At 44.6% G+C, this 13,877-nt stretch carries 13 protein-coding genes; 5 read left to right on the top strand and 8 right to left on the bottom strand.

Annotated features, from left to right (window positions below):
* The first annotated feature begins 81 nt into the window (after nucleotides 1-81).
* The 3 genes from IJ23_RS16545 to IJ23_RS16555 all read left to right on the top strand — a co-directional run bounded on the left by IJ23_RS16545 (nucleotide 82) and on the right by IJ23_RS16555 (nucleotide 3,337).
* A complete protein-coding gene (locus tag IJ23_RS16545) occupies nucleotides 82-435 on the top strand; it encodes a hypothetical protein (protein ID WP_033906832.1) in 354 nt (117 codons plus the stop codon).
* 121 nt (nucleotides 436-556) lie between these two features.
* On the top strand, nucleotides 557-2,557 hold the full coding sequence (locus IJ23_RS16550) for a HAMP domain-containing methyl-accepting chemotaxis protein (RefSeq protein WP_033906833.1): 2,001 nt from the start codon (nucleotides 557-559) through the stop codon (nucleotides 2,555-2,557).
* Between the two features lie 300 nt (nucleotides 2,558-2,857).
* Nucleotides 2,858-3,337 (top strand): Dps family protein, encoded by a 480-nt coding sequence (locus IJ23_RS16555; protein ID WP_033906834.1) that lies wholly within the window; start codon nucleotides 2,858-2,860, stop codon nucleotides 3,335-3,337.
* A gap of 108 nt (nucleotides 3,338-3,445) precedes the next feature.
* Here IJ23_RS16555 and IJ23_RS16560 read toward each other — a convergent pair whose 3' ends face one another.
* The 5 genes from IJ23_RS16560 to IJ23_RS25450 form a co-directional block, all read right to left on the bottom strand.
* The gene (locus tag IJ23_RS16560) at nucleotides 3,446-4,060 is read right to left on the bottom strand and encodes an HAD family hydrolase (protein ID WP_021707668.1); all 615 of its coding nucleotides are present in this window, start codon (nucleotides 4,058-4,060) and stop codon (nucleotides 3,446-3,448) included.
* Between the two features lie 142 nt (nucleotides 4,061-4,202).
* Nucleotides 4,203-5,279, bottom strand: coding sequence for a PQQ-dependent sugar dehydrogenase (locus tag IJ23_RS16565; protein ID WP_033906836.1), 1,077 nt, complete (start codon nucleotides 5,277-5,279; stop codon nucleotides 4,203-4,205).
* Between the two features lie 149 nt (nucleotides 5,280-5,428).
* Nucleotides 5,429-6,577, bottom strand: a complete 1,149-nt coding sequence (yiaY, locus tag IJ23_RS16570; protein ID WP_033906837.1) for an L-threonine dehydrogenase — start codon at nucleotides 6,575-6,577, stop codon at nucleotides 5,429-5,431.
* Nucleotides 6,578-6,910: 333 nt separating this feature from the next.
* Nucleotides 6,911-7,561 carry an isoprenoid biosynthesis glyoxalase ElbB gene (gene elbB / locus IJ23_RS16575; RefSeq protein ID WP_017634378.1) on the bottom strand — a complete coding sequence of 217 codons (651 nt, stop codon included), beginning with the start codon at nucleotides 7,559-7,561 and terminating at the stop codon, nucleotides 6,911-6,913.
* Nucleotides 7,562-7,573: 12 nt separating this feature from the next.
* On the bottom strand, nucleotides 7,574-7,723 hold the full coding sequence (locus tag IJ23_RS25450) for a hypothetical protein (RefSeq protein ID WP_017634379.1): 150 nt from the start codon (nucleotides 7,721-7,723) through the stop codon (nucleotides 7,574-7,576).
* A 120-nt stretch (nucleotides 7,724-7,843) separates the two neighbouring features.
* Here IJ23_RS25450 and yddG point away from each other — a divergent pair, with 120 nt between their 5' ends.
* Entirely contained in the window at nucleotides 7,844-8,746 is a 903-nt protein-coding gene (gene yddG, locus IJ23_RS16580) for an aromatic amino acid DMT transporter YddG (protein WP_005389394.1), read from the top strand.
* Between the two features lie 151 nt (nucleotides 8,747-8,897).
* Here yddG and IJ23_RS16585 read toward each other — a convergent pair whose 3' ends face one another.
* Entirely contained in the window at nucleotides 8,898-9,791 is an 894-nt protein-coding gene (locus IJ23_RS16585; protein ID WP_005389400.1) for a cation diffusion facilitator family transporter, read from the bottom strand.
* 176 nt (nucleotides 9,792-9,967) lie between these two features.
* Nucleotides 9,968-10,846: a LysR family transcriptional regulator gene (locus IJ23_RS16590; protein ID WP_005375568.1), complete on the bottom strand. Its 879-nt coding sequence runs from the start codon at nucleotides 10,844-10,846 to the stop codon at nucleotides 9,968-9,970.
* 171 nt (nucleotides 10,847-11,017) lie between these two features.
* Here IJ23_RS16590 and IJ23_RS16595 point away from each other — a divergent pair, with 171 nt between their 5' ends.
* Nucleotides 11,018-11,593: a class I SAM-dependent DNA methyltransferase gene (locus IJ23_RS16595; protein ID WP_005375567.1), complete on the top strand. Its 576-nt coding sequence runs from the start codon at nucleotides 11,018-11,020 to the stop codon at nucleotides 11,591-11,593.
* Between the two features lie 149 nt (nucleotides 11,594-11,742).
* On the opposite strand, the gene IJ23_RS16600 is transcribed toward IJ23_RS16595, so the two are convergent.
* Nucleotides 11,743-13,716, bottom strand: coding sequence for an acetoacetate--CoA ligase (locus IJ23_RS16600; protein WP_033906838.1), 1,974 nt, complete (start codon nucleotides 13,714-13,716; stop codon nucleotides 11,743-11,745).
* Nucleotides 13,717-13,877 lie beyond the last annotated feature (161 nt).

The raw sequence follows: 13,877 nt of genomic DNA on the forward strand, positions 1-13,877 counted from the left end.
GACCCCGAATCAATGACAACGCTCTGAATCTTGCATCTTGAAGTCACTTGGGTATAAGAGTCATTTACAAGGAGGAGCGACATGTACCGTTATGTCAGTTCGCCAAAAGCATCGAAGTACATAGTGCCACCACCACAGCATCGTGAGTTGTCGAGTATCGATGTGCCGGAGTCAGAACTTGAGATGCGTGAAATTCTGAACAATTGGTTTGCCGATGGATTGGCGCCCATCATTGAAAATGAGGACAATGACATCTCTGCTAATGAGCAACAGCGCTTTGAGCAGCTCAGCCGCACGGTGGGCGTGTTACTGCGTAATAAAGATTACTACTTCGCCACTAAGCGGATTCTTTCGTTGTGGGAGCAAGACTGCTTAGAAACGACTTACGTTAATTATCTGATTTTACGTAGTGAGCGCATACCATACTTCGAATAAGCCCTATTTATAGGCTTAAAATAGTGGTTTACATGGTTTTCTTAGTAACTTTTGACACCTGTATTTAACATTTTTGTAAACATCGTTATATTTAAGGCTCATCGTTGTCAGGAGTTTATGGATGAACCTTACGATATCAGGGAAGTTGCAGCTCAGTTTTGTGCTGCTAGCCGTACTTTTTATGGCATCAGCGGTATTCACGTATCGCAACGTCACTACCGTAGAGCAATACGCCTCTTCGTTACTTAAATCCGATTTACCGACCGTCGACACCAGTCGCGGCATCCAACAGTCCGTTCAAGCGTCGCTGTCCTCGATTCGAGCCTACATGTTGCTAGGTGGCGATGAAGAGGCGAGCGCACGTCTGAGTGAGGACGTGCGTAATATCATGGCATCTACAGACGAGTCGCTTCCAACGTTGCAGGCGTTGATCTCTGAACAGGATTTTCAAGCGATCCAAAGCCAGTGGGACGCGGTAAAAGTTTCTCTAAACAAGCTGATTGAACTTAGCCACAGTGATGAGAACTTACCCGCACACAACCTCTTTATTAACGAAGCGGCACCCATTGCAGAAGTGGCACTTGACCAGCTTCAAAGCTTAATCAACGAAGAGTCAGGAAACCCATTCGGTGGAGACAGAAAACGTCTGTTCAAAGTTTATGCCGACAGCTATACCTCGCTCGCCAATGCACTGTCTGCACTGCGAGATTTCCTGTTATACGGGCAGCAAGATCATCTAGACAAATACCACGACTTGATTAAATACCACAATCAATCTGTGGCGGAAATCGATAGCAAACTCGACAGACTTACCGATAACGACCAATCACTGTGGTCACTGTTTAAAGAAATGCAGCAACTGTACTTTCCTTTAGCAGAGCAGGTGATTGCATTGCGTCAATCGCCAGAATGGAACGAATCAAACTTGTTAATGGCGAATGAACTGTTGCCAGCAGCGGATGCACTAGACCAAAGTTTAGAAACGATCGTATTGGCTCAGCAAAGTCGTGCTGATCAAAGTGGACAGGGTATTAATCAGTCGATCAAGAACGTACTGACCACTATGTTGATTGCAGCAGCATTAGTTTTGTTTGCCGCAGTAGCGATTTCAAAATACATGGGCAACACCATTGGTCGCCGAGTGAAAAACTTATCGGAGCGAGCCAAGACGATCGCTTCAGGAGATGTTTCTCAGCCTCCGTTAACTGTTGTTGGGAAAGATGAATTGGCAGACCTTACCGATTCGATTAACCGCATGAACCAATCGTTAGCGAGCATCGTGGCAGGGGTGAGTGAGAAAGCGCACCAAGTGGATACCAGCATGGGAGCTTTATTGGAATCGGCGCAAGTCACTTCATTGAATGTTGAACAGCAACAGACCAGCATTGTTGAAATGGGAAGCCAATTGGATGAAATCGCTTTAGCCGCGCGTAACACCCTAGATCAAGCCAATCAATCAGTACAGAAGCTTTCTGATTCAAAAGGCGAGATTGAACAAGGTCGCGATGCACTAGAGCAAAACAAAGTCACCATGGAAAGCTTACATGGCAGCATTGAAACCGCGAGCACGCAAGTGACGCAGTTAAGCAAAGAGAGCGAAGCCATTGGTCGAGTTACAGAGGTGATTGAAGGCTTAGCAGAACAAACTAACTTACTGGCATTGAATGCCGCGATAGAAGCAGCGCGTGCGGGCGACCAAGGACGAGGCTTTGCAGTTGTGGCGGATGAAGTACGTATGTTAGCGACTCGCACTACTCAATCGACGACAGAAATCAACGGCATTATCAACGCGATTCAACGCTCGACCAATTCGGTGGTTGAGGAGATTGAACACAGCCAATCACTTGCGGAGCAGGGCGCTGAGCACATTGAAAAAGCGGTAACTCGTTTGCTCGTCACTACTGAACAAATTGGTTCTTTGAATGAACAAATGGCAGAGCTTGCGGCAGCGGCAGAGCAGCAATCTCATGCGACCAACTCGATCACTGGATTGATGTCCGATATAACTCAATCAGTGGATGAGGTTTCGAATAACAGCCAACGTGCATCAGAGACATCATTGCAAGTAAAAGAGCAAGTTACTGAGCTGAATCAACAGATGGCAACTTTCAAAACGGCATAGATAAGGTTTACGTCTGTTCATCTACTTTTGAACGTTAACCAAATAGTAAAAAAGCCCCAATTCTTTTTACACAAAAAGGATTGGGGCTTTTTGTTGGATGATACGCCGATATTCGTCTGCTTGCTCATTGGATTTGGCTATTTAAATCATAGCTAAAACCAAATTTTCTTCACCGAGTCAGAGTCGTAATATGACTCCATCGGCAGCAAATACTGCAAAAGAATTTTTAAACTTTATACCAATCCCGGTAAGAGAATAGTTCGTTACTACGATTGGTATCATCCTTCTAGGAGCAACATTATGAACAAACAAGTAAGCCTAATTGGTCTAGACAGCGAACAATCAGCACAACTAGCTCAACAGTTAAATCAACTGCTAGCGCATTACCAAGTGTTGTACATGAACTCTCGCGGTTACCACTGGAACATTAAAGGTGCGCAATTCTTCGAACTGCACGTAAAATTTGAAGAGATTTACACTGATCTACAAACAAAAATCGATGAGCTTGCAGAGCGTATTCTAACTTTGGGTCATACGCCAGCGCACTCATTCAGCAACTACTTGGAAGCAAGTGAAATTAAAGAACATCAAAACGCGACTTCTGGTGAGGAGTGTGTACAAGGTCTGGTTCAAGGCTTTAGCGTTCTACTTCTAAAACAGCGTGAGATTCTACAAAACGCGGGTGAAGCAGATGACGAAGGTACAGCGGCATTGATGGGTGACTACATCCGTGAGCAAGAAAAATTAATGTGGATGCTTAACGCTTACCTACAAGGCTAAGCAGCGCATCACCCAAGCAATCCTTGGGAACGCATGAAACAATCGGGAATAAGTCATAAGGGGCACGTTGGTGCCCCTTTTTTTGTTTGCGTATTTTATATGTGTGCTTTATTTGCGTGGTAAGGATTCAAAACGGCTCAATAAATCACTGAGTTCATTAAGCGCCAATGAGGCTGAATCATTGAAGGTTTCTTGATTACCGTGATGAACAAGGCAAGAGGGCATCTGCGCGTTATACGCTGCCTGCAAGTCGTAAAGGTAATCGCCGACATAAAGCACTTCATTAGGCATCAAACGCCACTCTTTCGCCAACACCTGCAAAGACAATGGGTCTGGCTTGGGCGGGAAGCATTCACGAGTGATGACTCGTTCCACTGAGATTTGGTTGTGCTCTAGTTTGCGCTGCGTGGCGATTTGGCAGTTGCGCGTCACGATAGCGGTTTTGATTTCATTTTGATGCAAGTGGGCGAGTAATTCATGGCAGCCAATCATTGGAGCAGACTGCTCAGCATCAGAAATCTCGTAATCAAATATCACGTTATGAGCGTGCTCTCGATGATGAGGGTGCTCAAGTGCGTCGACAAAATCCAATAGATCTTCACTCTGCGGACAGCCAAGCTGTTGTCGCAATTCGCCGAAGTTCATATCAGAACTCACCAAGGTGTTGTCTAAATCAAACACCACGGCTTTAATTTTATCGAGCTGTAAAGGGAATGGAATCATAATGACCTCGTACAACTTAACCGAACTATCGTTTTAAAAAACAAAAGGTTATTGTTAAGTTTAGATTCTTCTGCTTGGATTGTACGAAAATAAATCACTAGTACGTCACAAATTAAATAGTCTTAACGATTTTAGTGTTTGATTACCTTTCCTCAAGACGAAAGATTTTGCCGCTGTCGGTAGAAAAGTAGATATAACCATCGGGGCTGATGGTTATATCTCTTACTCGCTCACCAAGATTCTCCATCAATCTTTTTGATTCGGTGAGCTTGCCATTCTCAATAGAAGCTACGTTGATGTGCGCCAGTTTCAATGCACCGGCGAGGATTTTTCCGTCCAATTCAGGGTACTTATCGCCACGGTACAAAATCATGTTACTTGGTGCGATAGAAGGGATGTATACCAGTTTTGGATCTTCCATTCCCGGTAACGACTTAGCTTCCCCGACGTCCAACGGACCCCAATACTCTTTACCATGAGAGACTTTTGCCCAGCCGTAGTTCGCGCCTTTCTTGATTAGATTAATTTCATCGCCACCCCGTGGTCCATGTTCAATCGACCACAGCTGTTTTGTTGCTTCGTCGTAAAACATACCTTGTGGGTTACGGTGCCCGTAACTCCATATCTCATGACGAGCTTCGGAAGGTTTGAATGGGTTGTCTTGCGGAACCGAACCATCAAGGTTAAGGCGTAGAATACTGCCAGCATGGGTTTGAGTGTCTTGTCCATTATCACGTTCGCCACGGTCACCGATTGAGAAGTAAACTTTATCGTCTACAAATGAAATTCGACTGCCGTAGTGGCGACCTGTATCGGTGAAGGCATCAGCAACAAAGAGATCTTTCCAACCTACAAGCTGATTGTTTTGCAATTGCGCCGTCGCTAACGCCACCGTATTGCCTTTGCTCGTACGCTTGCTGTAGGTAAAGAAGAGTTGCGGGTTTTGCTTATCGGCATTCGGTGCGAGCGCAACATCCAATAAGCCGGCTTGTCCACTGGTGTTCACATCGGGAACGTTAAACAGCTTTTGAGGTTTGCCTGTGGTGATATCCAGCAACGAAACCGTACCGTTCTTTTGATTGACGATAACGCGTTGATTATCTAAGAACTCGATCCCCCAAGGGATCTGAAATCCACTCGCCACTTCGTTGGCGCGGTATTCGGCAGTGTTGGCAGAACAGGATAAACAAGCGAGTAGGGTAGCAGCAATCGTTCTCATGGTTCCTTCCAATATGAATCGTATTAATACTTAAAAGCTAACACTAAAAGACTATGTTTGGCAGAGATTCACTTGTATATGAATGTAAAAAATCCCCGATACGAGATCGGGGATTGAATTAAGGCTAGAGAATTGTTTAGTTAGCGAGATTACATCGCTTCTTCGAAGATCTTAGAAATTTCTTCGTGAGTTGCTTGTTTAGGGTTAGTGAAACCACAAGCGTCTTTCAGTGCGTTGTCTGCTAGTGTTGGGATGTCTTCTAGTTTCGCACCAAGCTCTTTAATACCTGCTGGGATACCCACATCTTTCGCTAGAGTAACGATAGCGTCGATTGCTGCCGCTGCACCTTCTTCAGCAGACATGCCTTCTACGTTTACGCCCATTGCTTTTGCTACGTCACGTAGACGCTCAGGACATACTTGCGCGTTGTAACGCTGTACGTGAGGTAGAAGAATCGCGTTACAAACACCGTGTGGAAGGTCGTAGAAACCACCTAGCTGGTGTGCCATTGCGTGTACGTAACCTAGAGAAGCGTTGTTGAACGCCATACCCGCCATGAACTGTGCGTATGCCATTTGTTCACGAGCTTCTAGATCTTCACCGTTTTTCACTGCTGTGCGTAGGTAAGCTTGGATAAGCTCAATCGCTTTGATTGCTACTGCATCAGTGATTGGTGTTGCCGCGATAGATACGTAAGCTTCAATCGCGTGAGTTAGGGCATCCATACCTGTTGCCGCAGTTAGCGAAGCAGGTTTAGCGAGCATTAGCTCTGGATCGTTTACCGAGATAAGCGGTGTTGTGTGCTTATCAACGATAGCCATCTTAATGTGACGCTCTTCGTCAGTGATGATGCAGAAACGCGTCATTTCAGATGCAGTACCCGCCGTCGTGTTGATCGCGATAAGTGGCATCATTGGTTTTGCAGATTGGTCTACGCCTTCGTAATCTGCGATTTTGCCGCCGTTAGAAGCAACAAGCGCGATACCTTTCGCACAGTCGTGTGGTGAACCGCCGCCTAGAGAGATAACGAAGTCACATTCGTTATCAGTAAGAAGTGCTAAGCCGTCGTTAACGTTGCTGATAGTTGGATTTGGTTGAGTGCCATCAAACACAACGGTTGCTACATCGCGCTCAGTGAGAAGGTCTTGAACTTGTTTGACTACACCGATTTGGTTAAGGATCTTATCCGTAACGATCAAACCTTTTTTAAAGCCTTGAGATTGGATGTTGTCTGCTGCGTCTTTCAAACAACCAGCGCCCATTAGGTTTACCGTAGGGATAAAAAATGCACTTGTCATATTGGATAGCTCCGTCGTTATTTTTAATAATCTTTCTTAATTTGCCATTTACTGTCGCACATTCGTTTCCAGATTGAAGTTGATCTAAAGCAAGTTTACCCACTTAGAGGTACTTGCAAGAGAAAAACTGTGACAGTGATCTTGTTGCACTGCGTATAAGTGCAACACTGATATAAAGTAGAACAAATATGAAACTATGGACGCAAACGATTGGCAGAAATTGACTTCTGACGCGGATATATCTCTAAATTCGACTAAAGTATAAAAAATCCCCATTAATAACTTAATTATCAATGGGGATAGGGAAGTGTTTTATAAGCTAACTACTAATAATTAAGCTATTTTAATCAGTTTTGATACTAACTTTTCGATACCTGAAGCCGCTTGAGAGATATTCTCTGCCAACATGTAAGCAGGGGTTGAAAGTACGAGGTGTTTTTCATCAAAAACGATGTCTTCGACAGGGCACGTGGTGTGTTCACCGCCCATTTGATTAAATGCTATTGAGACTGCCTCATCGTTGCCTACCGTTCCTTTCACGCCTTGCTCATAAATCATCGGAATAATGACAGGAGAAATACACAGATAGCCAGCTGGTTTTTTCGCATTAGCAAACGCGCGACAAGCTTGAGCTACGTGTGTGTTAATGGAGCACTCCGCACCCGAAACAGCGAAGTCGGTTAAGTTTTTCGCGGCACCAAACCCACCTGGAAGCAGTAGGGCATCGTATTCATCGACGTTAAGTTTGGCGACATCGTCAATATTTCCGCGTGCAATACGAGCTGATTCGATCAATACGTTACGTGTTTCATCCATTTCGTCACCAGTTAGGTGATTGATGACGTGGAGTTGGTCAATGTTAGGTGCAAAGCAGTGCCAAGTTGCACCTGCCTTCTCGATGGCGTAGAGCGCCAACACTGCTTCGTGGATCTCAGAACCGTCGTAAACGCCTGAACCACTTAAAATGACTGCGACTTTTTTCATGTTTGGATTCCTTTACTCTGAACGTTCCTTAGATTGCTCTTCGCTATCTAGACCATGCGTTTCCGAATGTGTTTTAACGTTTTCACTCTCGTTGTCATCTTCATCATAGTAGCGCACAACAAAGGGTGTAAGCATAACACTAGAGGGCAGAAAATGTTTCATATCGACTCCAACGGCTTAATAGAATGATTTTTATACTGATTTTTATAAAACAGTACGTTGAACCTGATCATTTTTGAGTTAAGCTGACGTTTCCTTTGGCATTCGTGAGTGGTAGGTCACATGAAATCAGTGCAATTTCGTTTCACACTTTATGGTTGTATCGCGATTCTCTCTTGGAGTTGTCTGCTTGGCATCGCGAGGTTGGTTACGGAGAGTTTAGGTCCTGTAGGCGGGGCAGCCATGTTGTACTCTCTTAGCTCTGTTTTCCTTCTTATCGTGGTCGGTATTCCAAAGTTGTCTTACTTTTCTCCCAAGTATCTTGCGCTTGGTGGTGCGATGTTCGTCTGTTATGAAATATTTCTCGCTCTATCTTTGGGATATTCCAACTCGCGCGCGCAGGCAATTGAGGTGTCGATTGTCAATTACCTTTGGCCCGCACTGACGGTTTTATTTGCGGTCCTTGGCAGCAATAAAAAAACAAACTGGTTGCTTTATCCCGCAGTTACGCTGGCGTTTGTTGGGGTTGCTTGGACTGTGAGCGGTGAGAATGGCTTATCCATAACTCAGATCATGTCCAATGTTAGTAGTAACCCTCTGGTGTATTTTATGGCTTTCGCTGGCGCGGTTATATGGGCTTTTTATTGCAACTTAACCCAAAGGCAGCAATCTAAACATAATGCGATTACCCTGTTTTTTATTGCAACAGCTGTTTCGCTTTGGGTCAAATACGCGTTTACGGATGAGCCACCAATGACATTCAGTTGGGAAGCGATGGGGTACTTAGTGGCCTCTGCGGCTTTAATGGCTGGTGGTTATGGTTTATGGAATATCGCGATCGTTGGCGGCAATATGGTTTTTCTCGCCACCTTGTCTTACTTCACACCCATTTTTTCCGCTTTATTTTCTTCCATTATTCTTGGCGTAACTCTGAGCCATAGCTTTTGGCAGGGCGTTGTGATGGTAACGGTGGGCTCGCTGATGTGTTGGTTAGTCACCAAAGAGAAGCGCGAAGCGGCTGGGTAAGTTACCAACGAGATCAGAGAATTTAAGTGAGCAACGAACAGATCTCCCTTGCGAGCTGTATTCGAATACGAAGAAACTAAATCGAAAAAATTAAAAAAGCTCCCGAGATTGGGAGCTTTTTATTGAGTTTTAACGGCTCTTTGGTGGCACTCTAATAAGCGACGTTCAAGTGTAGTTGAAGCTTGAATCTGTGCTTCGACAGTCGCTTGATAAGCTGCTTACGAGTGTGCTCTAGTGTATCAAGCTCCAATGTGTCGTCATCAATATGTACGTCCACATTTACTCGTAGCTCTTGGCCCACCTTCGTTACGCCAGCCAGTTTCAATTGATGCTCAGTCACTTTTTCAATCTCAAGAACATCTTTGCCAACGCTCTGACACAGCTCTTTGCTTGGTGTCATCATAAGTAGTTCACGTAAGGCACCTACTAGCATATCGAACGGTACTTTGAGGAAGTAAAAGCCCATTAAAACCATCATCATGGGGTCGGCATATACCGCATACTCAGAGAATGGCGTTAGTGAAACAGCCCAAGCCGAGATAAATCCTACGGTCACCGCCACACTTAGCAGAGTATCCATTTGCCACTGTTTTTTCTCCGCTTCAATCAAGCCTGATGAGAAGCGGCGGCTGCGTTTCGCCATAAACCACCAAGCGTAACCACAGCCAATAACATTCACGATGCCGAATAAGGTCGCAATAGAAGCATCGACCTCGCGACCTCCAGACATCAATGCTGATATCGCAGAGTAGAGAGAGAAGCTTACAACCACTAAAATGACGGCTGCTTTTATCGCAATAACGATTGGTTCTAAGACCGCTTTTCCAAATGGGAATACAGATTTTGAAGGCTTGTTAATATAGTAAGAAGCGGCCAGTGACAATAAAGTTAACAGTAAGCTGACCAAAGAGTAAACACCGTCAAACACGATGACAATTGAGCCTACAAGCAAGCCAAGTACCATACCACCAGCAGCGAACCCAGATGCCAAAAGGGCTGAAATGGTTAGAATACGGTTTTCGTTTTTGCTTGTCCTGTCACACATAAAAGATGCCTTTGAATTTTAATACCTTACTATTCTTCGCTCATAAGGTAATTTAGGCAACCACAAAGTGACCAGTAACTAATCTAAAAAATTGCGTTTTTATTTATATTCCTATAAAACAATGGCTTACTATGATTTTTTGGTGTCAGTAAAATTGACGCTCACTGATAAAATGTTTAGAAGTCAAATAAATACTCGCTCAATTTATCTGCTAACCACGTCATTGCTGGATGCTCAGTATGGCCGTTAGGTGAAAACATACAGTAGTCTTCTTGCGTCAATCCGTATGTGTGTTTGATAACGGCGAGCTTCTGCTGACGAAGGTAATGGCGGATTAATGGTTCTGGAAGCACGCCCCAAGCGTCTTCTTCTAAGATGGTGTTCAGCATGTAGTCAAAACTCGAAAAACCAATATATCGAGTCGAGAAAGGTTGCAGTTCAGGGTTGTCTTTCTCATTTAGGTACACCATTAGTGCTTGCATCTGACTACGTAGATCTTCGTCTGAGACACGGCGCATCTTACTTAGGCGGTGTTCTACACTGCATACTGACATCATACGTATCTTGCCTAATGGGTTATATACGATACGAGGATCGTCTACTCGCTCATAATCAACGCCGAAAGCAAAATCTACTTGGTGGGTACTGACCAAGTTGGCTAAGTCGCCACTGGATGCCAAGATTAAGTTGAAGGTTGTTGAAGGAAAGCGGTTATTCAATGTATGAGATAATTCTTGCCAGAGATCATCAGGTAAGGAGTCGTCACGTGCTACCCAAACTTCCGCGTTAAACCCTTCCGAGATTTGAGCGCAGGTCTTTCTGACCCGTTGTGCGATGATAAGTAGGTGTTCGCAATCTTTGTAAATGGCTTTCCCAGCTTCAGAGAGGGTGAGCTGGTTGCCAGTTCGGTTAAACAATTCAACGTCGAGATCTTTCTCTAATGCCTTAATCGACATACTGAGTTTGGTACGATTGCAGTCGAGTTGCCTTGCCGCTTCAGAAACAGAACCACACTCAGCGATGGTGCAGAAGGCTTCTACTTGAGTTAAGTTCATGATTTGACACAACCAATAAATGAATTCAAATAATTTGGGTATTATGCAGATGCGCTCCCAAAGCCATGAAAGATTATCGAAAAAAACGCGAATCCGCCAGATAAGTCTATGGTCTTTTAACGGTTTTGCGGTAATCTATGTGGGTTACAAAAAGTGAACATGGAGGCCACGATGGCACAAGATTGGGACGGCTTAGCAAAAAACTGGGAATCAAATCCAGCAACAGAGCAATTTGCGCAGTCGGTGTTTGAGCAGTTACAACAGCTAACTCAGCTTGATGGCATTAAAGTACTAGATTTTGGATGCGGAACAGGGCAGTTAAGTCAACGATTGTCACCGATGGTTAAAGACATCGTAGCATTAGACGCATCGGAAGCCATGATTGAGGAACTCGATAAAAAAGAGCTCGTCAACGTAGAACCTGTGGTAGATGCATTATCTCGCGGCTTGGTCGCTCAGCACCCTGCGTTTCGTGGACAGTTCGACTTGGTGGTTGCATCATCAGTTTTAGCGTTCGTGGAAGACTTAGACGCGTCATTAACGATCTCGCATTCTCTACTTAACCACGGCGGCTATTTTGTTCATTTTGATTGGATTGCAGAATGTGAACAAGACGGTTTTACCCTTGCGAAGTCTGAGCGTGCACTGAAAGAAGCAGGCTTTACTGAAGTTGAATCGCAACACGTTTTTGACATTGTATCTGACGGTAAAACAATGTCGGTATTAATGGGGCTTGGTCGCCGCTAATACTGCTGAATAAAGAACACAAAATGACAAAAGCGAGCTAACAAGCTCGCTTTTTTCTTATCTGCTGAGGGTATATGTAACTTCACTTGCTCTAAACAAGTCGTCGTGGTGCAGGCAAGGACATACTCGAACAACTTAGTCTTCGGAGGTTATTTTGAGACGACTATCCTGCGTATCTCCTCCAGCACTTCAGGGTTGGCTATTGCGCCTAAATTTTCGACGCTTAGGTTGTTAACGACTTGCTTAACGGCTAACTCGACCAGCTTTCCTGAGCGTGTCTTAGGTATATCGCTTATTGCGTAAATTGCACTAGGTACATGCCTTGGAGAACATGCAGACTTTAGCTGTGCTTTGATGGAAGCGATCATCTCGTCATTGAGCTCTACCCCTTTGACTAATTGGACAAACAGCCATATTTGTTCGTTGCGATCGACTTCTTTTCCTACTGCGATCGAATCTAGAATACCGTCTATACAGTTCACTTGCTGATAGATTTCGGCCGTGCCGATTCTTACGCCACCGGGATTCAACGTGGTATCACTTCGACCATAAAACACGTATCCCCCAACGCTGGTCTGTTCAACATCATCGCCGTGGTGCCAAATATTGTCGAATTTATCCCAATAAGCGCGATGATATCTCTCACCGGTGTCGTTCCAAAAGCCAGCAGGAAAGTTGGGTAATGAATTGGCGCAAACCAACTCACCGCGCTCTCCCATTACGCTATTACCTTGTGGGTTAAAGACTCGGACATCGACCCCTAACCCTGCTGATTGGCACTCTCCCCGATAAACGGGAGAAATAGGGTTGCCTAATACAAAGCAGCCACAAATGTCTGTTCCGCCAGAAATCGAGGCGAGGTGTACATCTTCTTTAATGTGCTGATAGACATAATCAAACTGTTCTGGATACAGAACAGAGCCCGTTGAGCAAATGGTTTTCAGACTTGGAAATGCATCACTTTTCTGCGGAGAAAAAGATGCTTTTTCCAGCGCCTCTAGGTATTTTGCTGAGGTTCCAAATAGCGTCACTTCGGCTCGTTCTGCGAGGTCCCAGAGCACATCATGAGTGGGGTAAACAGGGCTACCATCAAAAATCACCAAACATGCACCGCTCGCGAGTGAAGAAACGTGCCAGTTCCACATCATCCAACCGCAGGTCGTGTAATAAAACACGCGTTCGTTCGGTTGAATATCGCAATGCAGTTGATGCTCTTTCAAGTGATTAAGCACCGTTCCGCCGACGGAATGAACGATGCATTTCGGTTTGCCTGTTGTGCCTGAAGAATAGAGCACAAATAGCGGATCGTTAAAATTCACACGAGTAAAAGTCAGCGCTTCGGGTGTGTATTGATTCAGGACGTTTTGCCAATCTTGGGTGCAGACATCGCATTCAAAAATGTGTGGTTTAAGGTAGCTAATTTGGCAAACTTGTTTAAGACCATCAAGATGATCCGCAATATGCTGGTTTTTCTCAGACATATCGAAAGTTTTGCCATTGAATGTATAGCCATCACAAGTAAACAGGATTTTGGGTTTCACTTGACCAAAGCGCTCCAAAACGCTTTCGACGCCAAAATCAGGTGAGGTGGAAGTCCAGGTCGCCCCTAAACTGGTGGTTGCTAGCATAGCTATCACCGTTTGAGGTAGGTGAGGTAAATAACCAGCGACGACATCACCTTGCTTAATTCCACATTCTTTCAACCATTGCTGCACACTCGAAACTTCTTCGCACAATTGTTTCCAGGTGTAGGTCTGTTTTTCTTCACGTTCATTTTCAAACCAAATCGCGAGATCATCGGGTTGGTGACACGCGTAGGTTAGCAAATTTTCGGCGTAGTTAATTTGCGCGTTTGGGAACCATTTTATATCCCTATTTTCAACAGGTTGCTGCCAGCGACTTTCTGCTCGCTCTTTTATGGTCTCTCCCTGAGTGCCAATGACGTCGCAGAATAGCCAAACTTCCTGCCAAAATTTTTCTACATGATCGAGTGACCATTGATGCAGATCAGCGAAGCTTTCAAGGGTATTTCCTTGTCGATTAATGTGTTCAATAAACTGTGTAATGTTGGCTTCTTCGATACGACTTTCGCTCGGTTGCCATACTTTGCTGCTCTCGCGCATAGGTCCCTCTATAACAAAGTGATAACAGGTTTTAGTTTGAGAGGAATACACGATAAAGTCAAACAAGCTAGATATTATATCGTGTCATAAAAATCATGCAGTTATGATGCATTGTAAACAATATGTTACATCGGGATGATGCTGAGAAAGTCGCGTAGGGA

Origin of the sequence: Vibrio sp. OY15 (genome assembly GCF_000742455.1) — a bacterium.
Lineage (GTDB): Bacteria > Pseudomonadota > Gammaproteobacteria > Enterobacterales > Vibrionaceae > Vibrio > Vibrio alginolyticus.

What these genes read in the sequence shown, in the direction of transcription:
- yddG (WP_005389394.1), top strand. Translation starts at nt 7,844, where the DNA reads ATGAAATCAGTGCAATTTCGTTTCACACTTTATGGTTGTATCGCGATT.
- IJ23_RS16545 (WP_033906832.1), top strand. Translation starts at nt 82, where the DNA reads ATGTACCGTTATGTCAGTTCGCCAAAAGCATCGAAGTACATAGTGCCA.
- IJ23_RS16600 (WP_033906838.1), bottom strand. Translation starts at nt 13,716, where the DNA reads ATGCGCGAGAGCAGCAAAGTATGGCAACCGAGCGAAAGTCGTATCGAA.
- IJ23_RS16590 (WP_005375568.1), bottom strand. Translation starts at nt 10,846, where the DNA reads ATGAACTTAACTCAAGTAGAAGCCTTCTGCACCATCGCTGAGTGTGGT.
- IJ23_RS16565 (WP_033906836.1), bottom strand. Translation starts at nt 5,279, where the DNA reads ATGAGAACGATTGCTGCTACCCTACTCGCTTGTTTATCCTGTTCTGCC.
- IJ23_RS16560 (WP_021707668.1), bottom strand. Translation starts at nt 4,060, where the DNA reads ATGATTCCATTCCCTTTACAGCTCGATAAAATTAAAGCCGTGGTGTTT.
- IJ23_RS16555 (WP_033906834.1), top strand. Translation starts at nt 2,858, where the DNA reads ATGAACAAACAAGTAAGCCTAATTGGTCTAGACAGCGAACAATCAGCA.
- IJ23_RS16595 (WP_005375567.1), top strand. Translation starts at nt 11,018, where the DNA reads ATGGCACAAGATTGGGACGGCTTAGCAAAAAACTGGGAATCAAATCCA.
- IJ23_RS25450 (WP_017634379.1), bottom strand. Translation starts at nt 7,723, where the DNA reads ATGAAACATTTTCTGCCCTCTAGTGTTATGCTTACACCCTTTGTTGTG.
- elbB (WP_017634378.1), bottom strand. Translation starts at nt 7,561, where the DNA reads ATGAAAAAAGTCGCAGTCATTTTAAGTGGTTCAGGCGTTTACGACGGT.
- IJ23_RS16585 (WP_005389400.1), bottom strand. Translation starts at nt 9,791, where the DNA reads ATGTGTGACAGGACAAGCAAAAACGAAAACCGTATTCTAACCATTTCA.
- IJ23_RS16550 (WP_033906833.1), top strand. Translation starts at nt 557, where the DNA reads ATGAACCTTACGATATCAGGGAAGTTGCAGCTCAGTTTTGTGCTGCTA.
- yiaY (WP_033906837.1), bottom strand. Translation starts at nt 6,577, where the DNA reads ATGACAAGTGCATTTTTTATCCCTACGGTAAACCTAATGGGCGCTGGT.